This window comes from Streptomyces prasinopilosus (assembly GCF_001419695.1).
Lineage (GTDB): Bacteria > Actinomycetota > Actinomycetes > Streptomycetales > Streptomycetaceae > Streptomyces > Streptomyces prasinopilosus.
The window spans coordinates 1-7,529 of sequence record NZ_LIRG01000641.1 but is presented as its reverse complement, the minus strand read 5'-3'; the positions used below and the strand labels follow the sequence as shown (position 1 = coordinate 7,529).

Annotated in this window: 7 protein-coding genes; 3 read left to right on the top strand and 4 right to left on the bottom strand. The window is 70.6% G+C overall.

Annotated features, from left to right (window positions below):
- Both AOK18_RS23820 and AOK18_RS23815 read left to right on the top strand, forming a co-directional pair.
- On the top strand, window positions 1-552 hold a 552-nt coding region (locus AOK18_RS23820), incomplete at its 5' end, for a DUF5753 domain-containing protein (RefSeq protein WP_240503291.1).
- Complete coding sequence (locus AOK18_RS23815; RefSeq protein WP_055573619.1) at window positions 542-733, top strand: DUF397 domain-containing protein; 192 nt, start codon at window positions 542-544, stop codon at window positions 731-733. The genes AOK18_RS23820 and AOK18_RS23815, both read left to right, overlap by 11 nt.
- 397 nt (window positions 734-1,130) lie before the next feature.
- Here the strand turns inward: AOK18_RS23815 and AOK18_RS23810 are convergent, their stop codons facing one another.
- Window positions 1,131-3,005 carry an AMP-dependent synthetase/ligase gene (locus tag AOK18_RS23810; RefSeq protein WP_055573618.1) on the bottom strand — a complete coding sequence of 625 codons (1,875 nt, stop codon included), beginning with the start codon at window positions 3,003-3,005 and terminating at the stop codon, window positions 1,131-1,133.
- Window positions 3,006-3,386: 381 nt separating this feature from the next.
- The gene (lepA, locus tag AOK18_RS23805) at window positions 3,387-5,255 is read right to left on the bottom strand and encodes a translation elongation factor 4 (RefSeq protein ID WP_055573617.1); all 1,869 of its coding nucleotides are present in this window, start codon (window positions 5,253-5,255) and stop codon (window positions 3,387-3,389) included.
- A gap of 370 nt (window positions 5,256-5,625) precedes the next feature.
- Here lepA and rpsT point away from each other — a divergent pair, with 370 nt between their 5' ends.
- A complete protein-coding gene (gene rpsT, locus AOK18_RS23800) occupies window positions 5,626-5,892 on the top strand; it encodes a 30S ribosomal protein S20 (protein WP_055573616.1) in 267 nt (88 codons plus the stop codon).
- A gap of 293 nt (window positions 5,893-6,185) precedes the next feature.
- Here the strand turns inward: rpsT and holA are convergent, their stop codons facing one another.
- Both holA and AOK18_RS23790 read right to left on the bottom strand, forming a co-directional pair.
- Window positions 6,186-7,175: a DNA polymerase III subunit delta gene (gene holA / locus AOK18_RS23795; protein WP_206281586.1), complete on the bottom strand. Its 990-nt coding sequence runs from the start codon at window positions 7,173-7,175 to the stop codon at window positions 6,186-6,188.
- Between the two features lie 57 nt (window positions 7,176-7,232).
- On the bottom strand, window positions 7,233-7,478 hold the full coding sequence (locus AOK18_RS23790) for a hypothetical protein (protein ID WP_055574378.1): 246 nt from the start codon (window positions 7,476-7,478) through the stop codon (window positions 7,233-7,235).
- Window positions 7,479-7,529: the final 51 nt, after the last annotated feature.

Below are 7,529 nucleotides of genomic sequence, written 5' to 3'. Positions count from 1 at the left end.
TACGCGCGGTTGGAGGCGGAGGCGGTCGAGGTCAACTTCTACAACAACCATGACATTCCCGGGCTGTTCCAGACCGAGCGACGGACTCGCGCACTGTACGAGATGCGGAAACCCCTGCTTGAGGAGGAGACCATCGAGCAGCGCGTGGCCTCCCGGATGGACCGCCAGGGAATCCTGACCCAGTGGCCCCCTCCCATGGTGACCGCGGTGATCGAAGAAGTAGTGCTTCGTCGGCCGATCGGAGGACCCGAGGTCCACAAGGAGCAGTTGAACCGGCTGCTTGAGCTCGGGCGGCTCCGTACGGTCGAGTTGCAGGTGATGCCTACGGATCGGGCCGAGCACGCAGGCATGGGCGGTCCGTTCACCTTGCTGACCCCCAAGGGAAAGCCTCAAGTGGGATATACGGAAGTACAGGCTGTCGCACGCCTGGCCACAGACATGGACGAGGTCCGTATCCTGGCCGCACGCTACGGCAGCATCAGGGCCCAGGCGCTCACTCCGCGAGAGTCTCTGACCCTGATCGAGAGGATGCGGACGGAAGATGAGCACTGAGAGCCGTCGACGACTTGTCTGGCACAAGAGCAGCTACAGCGGCAACGAAGGCGGCGAGTGCGTCGAGATAGCCGTCGTCCCGGGCACCGTTCACGTCCGCGACTCCAAGGACGCGGACCGACCGCACCTTTCCGTCCGTGCGGCCGGCTGGGCGGCGTTCGTGGACTTCGCGGCGGGCTGAGCGGGCACTCGCCCACGGCCCGCGGAATCCGTGTGCCGGGCCGGCCGTCCGGCTCGGGGACGGGTTCGCGGAGGGCTGCTGCGCGTGGGGCGGTGCGGGGTCGAGGTGACCTCCCTGGTCGCGAACGGGCACGGGTGGTTCCGGGGCACCGGAGACGCGGTCGTACAACCGGTGTTCCGGAAGGTGGCGACGGGGCCGTGGCCGAAGAACCCGGAACATTGCGGACTGACAGCCGGGGCCGGCTCGGGCAGGGAGAGGGCGGGGAGGACGACGACAGGGGCGGGGTGCCCCGGACCGGACCGGTCCGGGGCACCCCGCCCCTGTGCTCACGCCCCGCGGATCGCCCCCGTACAGGTCATCCCGTACAGGTCACCTCGGGTGCGTCACGCCTCGCACGTCACGCCTCGCGGGTGCCCGCGTACATCTCGTCGATCAGGTGCTTGTACTCCCGTTCCACCACCGGGCGCTTCAGCTTCAGGCTCGGGGTGATCTCGCCGTGCTCGATGTCGAGGTCGCGCGGCAGGAGGCGGAACTTCTTGATGGTCTGCCAGCGCTGGAGGCCCTCGTTGAGCTGTCTGACGTAGCCGTCGACCATCTCGACCGTGGCGGGCGCGGCGACGATCTCCGCGTACGGCTTGCCCGCCAGGCCGTTCTCGGCCGCCCAGGGCGCCAGGGCCGCCTCGTCGAGGGCGATGAGGGCGGTGCAGTAGTTCCGGTCGGCGCCGTGCACCAGGATGTTGGAGACGTACGGGCACACCGCCTTGAACTGTCCCTCAATCTCGGCGGGCGCGATGTACTTGCCGCCGGAGGTCTTGATGAGGTCCTTCTTGCGGTCGGTGATGCGCAGGTAGCCGTCGGGCGACAGCTCGCCGATGTCGCCGGTGTGGAACCAGCCGTCGGACTCCAGGACCTCGGCGGTCTTCTCGGGCAGCCCGTGGTAGCCCTCCATGATGGCGGGGCCGCGCAGCAGGATCTCGCCGTCGTCGGCGATGCGCACCTCGGTGCCCGGCATCGGCTTGCCGACGGTGCCGGTGCGGTAGGCCTCGCCCGGGTTGACGAAGGAGGCCGCGGAGGACTCGGTGAGCCCGTACCCCTCCAGGATGTGGATGCCGGCGCCCGAGAAGAAGTAGCCGATCTCGGGGGCCAGGGCCGCCGACCCGGAGACGCAGGCGCGCAGGTTGCCGCCGAACGCCTCGCGGATCTTCGCGTAGACCAGCTTGTCGGCGAGGTTGTGCTTCGCGGTGAGGCCGAAGGGGGCGTCGGCGACGCCGGTGCGGCGGAAGTTGTCCTGGGTGACCTTGGCGTACTCGCGGGCGACGCCGGCGGCCCACTGGAAGATCTTGTACTTGGCTCCGCCGCCGGCCCGCGCCTTGGCGGCCACCCCGTTGTAGACCTTCTCGAAGATGCGGGGGACGGCCGCCATGTAGGTCGGCCGCACCACCGGCAGGTTCTCGATGATCTTGTCGACGCGGCCGTCGACGGCGGTGACGTGCCCGACCTCGATCTGGCCCGAGGTGAGCACCTTGCCGAAGACGTGCGCGAGCGGCAGCCACAGGTACTGCACGTCGTCCGGCCGGACCAGCCCGGTCGTGGCGATCGCCTTCGCCATGTACGCCCAGTTGTCGTGCGGCAGGCGGACGCCCTTGGGGCGGCCGGTGGTGCCCGAGGTGTAGATGAGGGTGGCCAGCTGGTCCTTGGTGATCGCGGCGACCCGCTCCTTGACCAGCCCGGCCTCCTTCTCCAGCCGGGCCGCCCCGCGGCGCTCCAGCTCGGCGAGGCTGATCACCCAGTCGTCCGTCTCGACGCCGTCCGTGTCGATGACCACGACGTGGCCGAGGTGGGGCAGCTCGGCGCGCTTCGCCACCGCCTTGGCGACCTGCTCGGCGTTCTCCGCGATCAGTACCCGGCTGTCGGAGTCCGACAGGATGTAGGCGGACTCCTCGAGGTTCGTCTGCGGGTAGACGGTGGTGGTGGCGGCGCCCGCGCACATGATGCCGAGGTCGGCGAGGATCCATTCCACCCGGGTGGCGGAGGCCAGCGCCACCCGCTCCTCCGGGTTCACGCCCAGCTCGATCAGACCGGCCGCGATGGCGTTGACCCGGTCGGCGGCCTCGGCCCAGGTGAGCGTCTTCCAGTCGTCGGGGCCCGAGCCGGTGGCGGACGGGACGGGGTAGCGGTACGCCTCGGTGTCCGGTGTGGCGGCGACACGCTCCTGGAAGAGGGTCGCCACGCTCGGCGGCCGGTTCTCGATCAAAGTCTGTGTGTCGCTCAAGACATCCTCCGGGGCCCGCTACGGTGCGGCTGGTTCAGATGCGGCTGGTGTACGGCTGACATGCGGGGTATTCGGCTGGTTGCGCGACGTACCCTTGTTTAACTCGTGAGTAACCATCGGGCAGGGACAGAGTAAGGGCCCGTCGGCGGCTGCGTAAGGGGCCACGGCCTGTCACTTTGCACAGAGAATCCCCCCGCGGACCACAACGGAACCGACGACGGACCGGTCACGGGGCCGGCCGCGGGCCGATCGCGGGTCCCGCCCCCGGACCTGCCCCGCGGCCGCCCGCGCACGCGCCGGGGCCCGCCGCGCGTGCGCGCGGCGGGCCCCGTTCCGCCCGGAGGGCCGGGGGCGAACCCGACCACCTCCGGTAACCCCCGGTTACTTCTTGCCCTTGCCCGATCCCGCGCTCTCGTCGCTGGAGAGGACGGCGATGAAGGCCTCCTGCGGGACCTCCACGGCACCCACCATCTTCATCCGCTTCTTGCCCTCCTTCTGCTTCTCCAGCAGCTTGCGCTTGCGCGAGATGTCACCGCCGTAGCACTTGGCGAGGACGTCCTTGCGGATGGCGCGGACGGTCTCGCGGGCGATCACCCGGGAACCGATGGCGGCCTGGACGGGCACCTCGAAGCCCTGCCGCGGGATCAGCTCCCGCAGCTTGGCGACGAGCCGCACGCCGTACGCGTACGCCTGGTCCTTGTGGGTGATCACCGAGAAGGCGTCCACCTTGTCGCCGTGCAGCAGGATGTCGACCTTGACCAGGCTGGAGGACTGCTCGCCGGTGGGCTCGTAGTCCAGCGAGGCGTAGCCGCGGGTCTTGGACTTCAGCTGGTCGAAGAAGTCGAAGACGATCTCCGCGAGCGGCAGCGTGTAGCGGATCTCGACCCGGTCCTCGGAGAGGTAGTCCATGCCGAGCAGGGTTCCGCGCCGGGTCTGGCACAGCTCCATGATCGCGCCGATGAACTCGGTGGGCGCGAGGATCGTGGCCCGCACCACCGGCTCGAAGACCTTGTCGATCTTCCCCTCGGGGAACTCGCTCGGGTTGGTGACGATGTGCTCGGCACCGTCCTCCATGAGCACGCGGTACACCACGTTGGGCGCGGTGGCGATCAGGTCGAGCCCGAACTCGCGCTCGAGGCGCTCACGGATCACGTCGAGGTGCAGCAGGCCCAGGAAGCCCACACGGAAGCCGAAGCCGAGGGCGGCCGACGTCTCGGGCTCGTAGACCAGGGCCGCGTCGTTGAGCTGGAGCTTGTCCAGCGCCTCGCGCAGCATGGGGTAGTCGGAGCCGTCCATCGGGTACAGGCCGGAGAAGACCATGGGCTTGGGCTCCTTGTAGCCGCCCAGTGCCTCCTCGGCCCCCTTGTGCTGGCTGGTGATGGTGTCACCGACCTTGGACTGGCGGACGTCCTTCACACCGGTGATGAGGTAGCCCACCTCGCCGACGCCGAGACCGTCGGCGCTCAGCATCTCCGGCGAGTTGGTGCCGATCTCCAGCAGCTCGTGCGTCGCGCCCGTGGACATCATCCGGATGCGCTCGCGCTTGTTGAGCTGGCCGTCGATGACCCGGACGTACGTCACGACACCGCGGTACGAGTCGTACACCGAGTCGAAGATCATCGCGCGGGCCGGCGCGTCCTTGACGCCGACCGGGGCGGGAATCTCGGCGACCACCTTGTCCAGCAGCGCGTCGACGCCGAGCCCGGTCTTGGCGGACACCTTCAGCACGTCGTCGGGCTCGCAGCCGACCAGGTTGGCGAGCTCCTCGGCGAACTTCTCGGGCTGCGCGGCCGGCAGGTCGATCTTGTTGAGCACCGGGATGATCGTGAGGTCGTTCTCCATCGCCAGGTACAGGTTGGCGAGGGTCTGCGCCTCGATGCCCTGCGCGGCGTCCACCAGCAGGACCGTGCCCTCGCAGGCGGCGAGCGACCGCGACACCTCGTAGGTGAAGTCGACGTGCCCCGGCGTGTCGATCATGTTGAGGATGTGCGTGCTGCCCTTGTCGTCAGTGGGCGCCCACGGCAACCGCACCGCCTGGGACTTGATCGTGATGCCGCGTTCGCGCTCGATGTCCATGCGGTCGAGGTACTGGGCGCGCATCTGCCGCTGCTCGACCACGCCGGTCAGCTGGAGCATCCGGTCGGCGAGCGTGGACTTGCCGTGGTCGATGTGCGCGATGATGCAGAAGTTGCGGATCAGAGCCGGGTCGGTACGGCTCGGCTCGGGCACGTGGATGGGGGTCGCGGGCACGCAGGGTCCTGATTCTTGAGGCGTCCGCAGTGTCTGCGGTCTCGGGTCGGATCGGATCGATACGTAGCTTCCATGGTCCCACGGGCGGGGAGTGTGGCGCCCCGGGTAGGGGGCCGCGGATCCGGGCGGGTCCGGACCGGTACCGGAACGGAGGCCGTTCCGGGAACCGTTCCGGGCGGGCGCGGGGACCGCGCCGGGGCCGGGACCGGGAACCCCGCCGGTTCCGGCCGGGGCCTGGTTTGGGCCGCCCGTCGGGCCGCTGGTAACGTGGGTGGCCGTGTCTCCTGCCCTCTCGGTACGAGGCACGTCTCAGGAAACTCACCGGCCCGGGCCCCGTGCGGCCCCGTGCCAGAACTGTAGAGGCTCATTCGTGGCGAACATCAAGTCCCAGATCAAGCGGAACAAGACCAACGAGAAGGCCCGGCTGCGCAACAAGGCCGTCAAGTCCTCTCTGAAGACCGCGATCCGCAAGGCTCGTGAGGCCGCCGCCGCGGGCGACGTCGAGAAGGCCACCGAGTACCAGCGCGCTGCCGCGCGTCAGCTCGACAAGGCCGTCTCGAAGGGCGTCATCCACAAGAACCAGGCCGCCAACAAGAAGTCGGCGCTGGCTCACAAGGTCGCTCCCCTCAAGGGCTGAACCACTCGCTGATCTGATCTGATCCACCCGGACTTCGGTCCGACCGCCGGAAGGACCCAGGGCGGGCCCTCTCTCTCCGCCCCCGACCGGCACCCCGAGCCTGTACGCGGCCTGCGTTCGCCACGCGGGTACGGGCTCCGAGCTTCGGCTTCACCGAGGACCCCGCTCCGCCCGCCCTTCCCCGGGCGCCGGAGCGGGGTCCTCGGCTTCGTCCGGTCCCGTTCCGTCCCGTCCGGCCGCGGAGCGGACGGGAACCGTGGGACGGGCCCCGCGTACGGGCCCGGTGTCCGTCCCTACGCGCGGCCCCTCGACCGGGCCGCGCGGGCGATGGTGACGACCGCCTTCTCCAGGGCGTACCCCGGGTCCTCGCCGCCGCCCTTGACGCCGGCGTCCGCCTCGGCCACCGCCCGCAGGGCGACGGACACGCCGTCGGGGGTCCAGCCCCGCATCTGCTGCCGGACCCGGTCGATCTTCCACGGCGGCATGCCCAGCTCCCGCGCCAGGTCGGCCGGCCTGCCCCCGCGCGCCGACGACAGTTTCCCGATCGCCCGTACGCCCTGGGCCAGCGCGCTGGTGATCAGCACCGGCGCCACCCCCGTCGCCAGCGACCAGCGCAGCGCCTCCAGCGCCTCCGCCGCCCGCCCCTCGACCGCGCGATCGGCGACCGTGAAGCTCGACGCCTCGGCCCGCCCGGTGTAGTACCGGCCGACGACCGCCTCGTCGATCGTGCCCTCGATGTCCGCCGCCAGCTGGGACACCGCCGCCGCCAGCTCCCGCAGATCGCTGCCGAGGGAGTCGACCAGCGCCTGGCACGCCTCCGGTGTGGCCGACCTCCCGGTGGCCCGGAACTCGCCCCGCACGAAGGCCAGCCGGTCCGCCGGCTTCGTCATCTTCGGGCAGGCCACCTCCCGCGCCCCCGCCTTGCGCGCCGCGTCCAGCAGGCCCTTGCCCTTGGCGCCGCCCGCGTGCAGCAGGACGAGCGTGATCTCCTCGGCGGGCGCCCCGAGGTACGCCTTCACGTCCTTGACCGTGTCGGCCGACAGGTCCTGTGCGCCGCGCACCACCACGACCTTGCGCTCGGCGAACAGCGAGGGGCTGGTCAGCTCGGCGAGGGTGCCGGGCTGGAGCTGGTCCGAGGTGAGGTCGCGCACGTCCGTGTCGGCGTCGGCGGCCTTCGCCGCCGCCACCACCTCCCGCACCGCGCGGTCGAGCAGGAGGTCCTCCTGGCCCACGGCGAGCGTCACGGGGGCGAGGGGGTCGTCTTGAGCTGTCTTCCTGGCCATCGCGCCAAGCATCGCACGCACCACCGACGGCGAGGTCCCCGCCGTGACGGCGCCGGGTCAGGGCTCTTCGCGCCAGCCGTCCCACCGGGCCGCGAACTCGTCCAGCGCGCCGGGGTCCAGCCGGTCGCCCTCGTCGCGCAGGACGACGAGCCACTGGGCGTCCTCGGCGTCGTCCTCCCCGGCCAGGGCGTCCCGGACGAGCCGCGGCTCCTCGTCGACGCCGAAGCGCTCGCCCAGCTCCTCCGCCACCGCCTCCGCGGCGTCCCGGTCGGGCAGCACCAGCACATGTCTCACATCGCTCACGACAGCCATTGTGACGGGCGCCCGGCGGACGGCCAGGACCAGGTCGACCGG

Coding starts and splice junctions, on each gene's coding strand:
- AOK18_RS23815 (WP_055573619.1), top strand. CDS start 542: ATGAGCACTGAGAGCCGTCGACGACTTGTCTGGCACAAGAGCAGCTAC.
- holA (WP_206281586.1), bottom strand. CDS start 7,175: ATGGCCAGGAAGACAGCTCAAGACGACCCCCTCGCCCCCGTGACGCTC.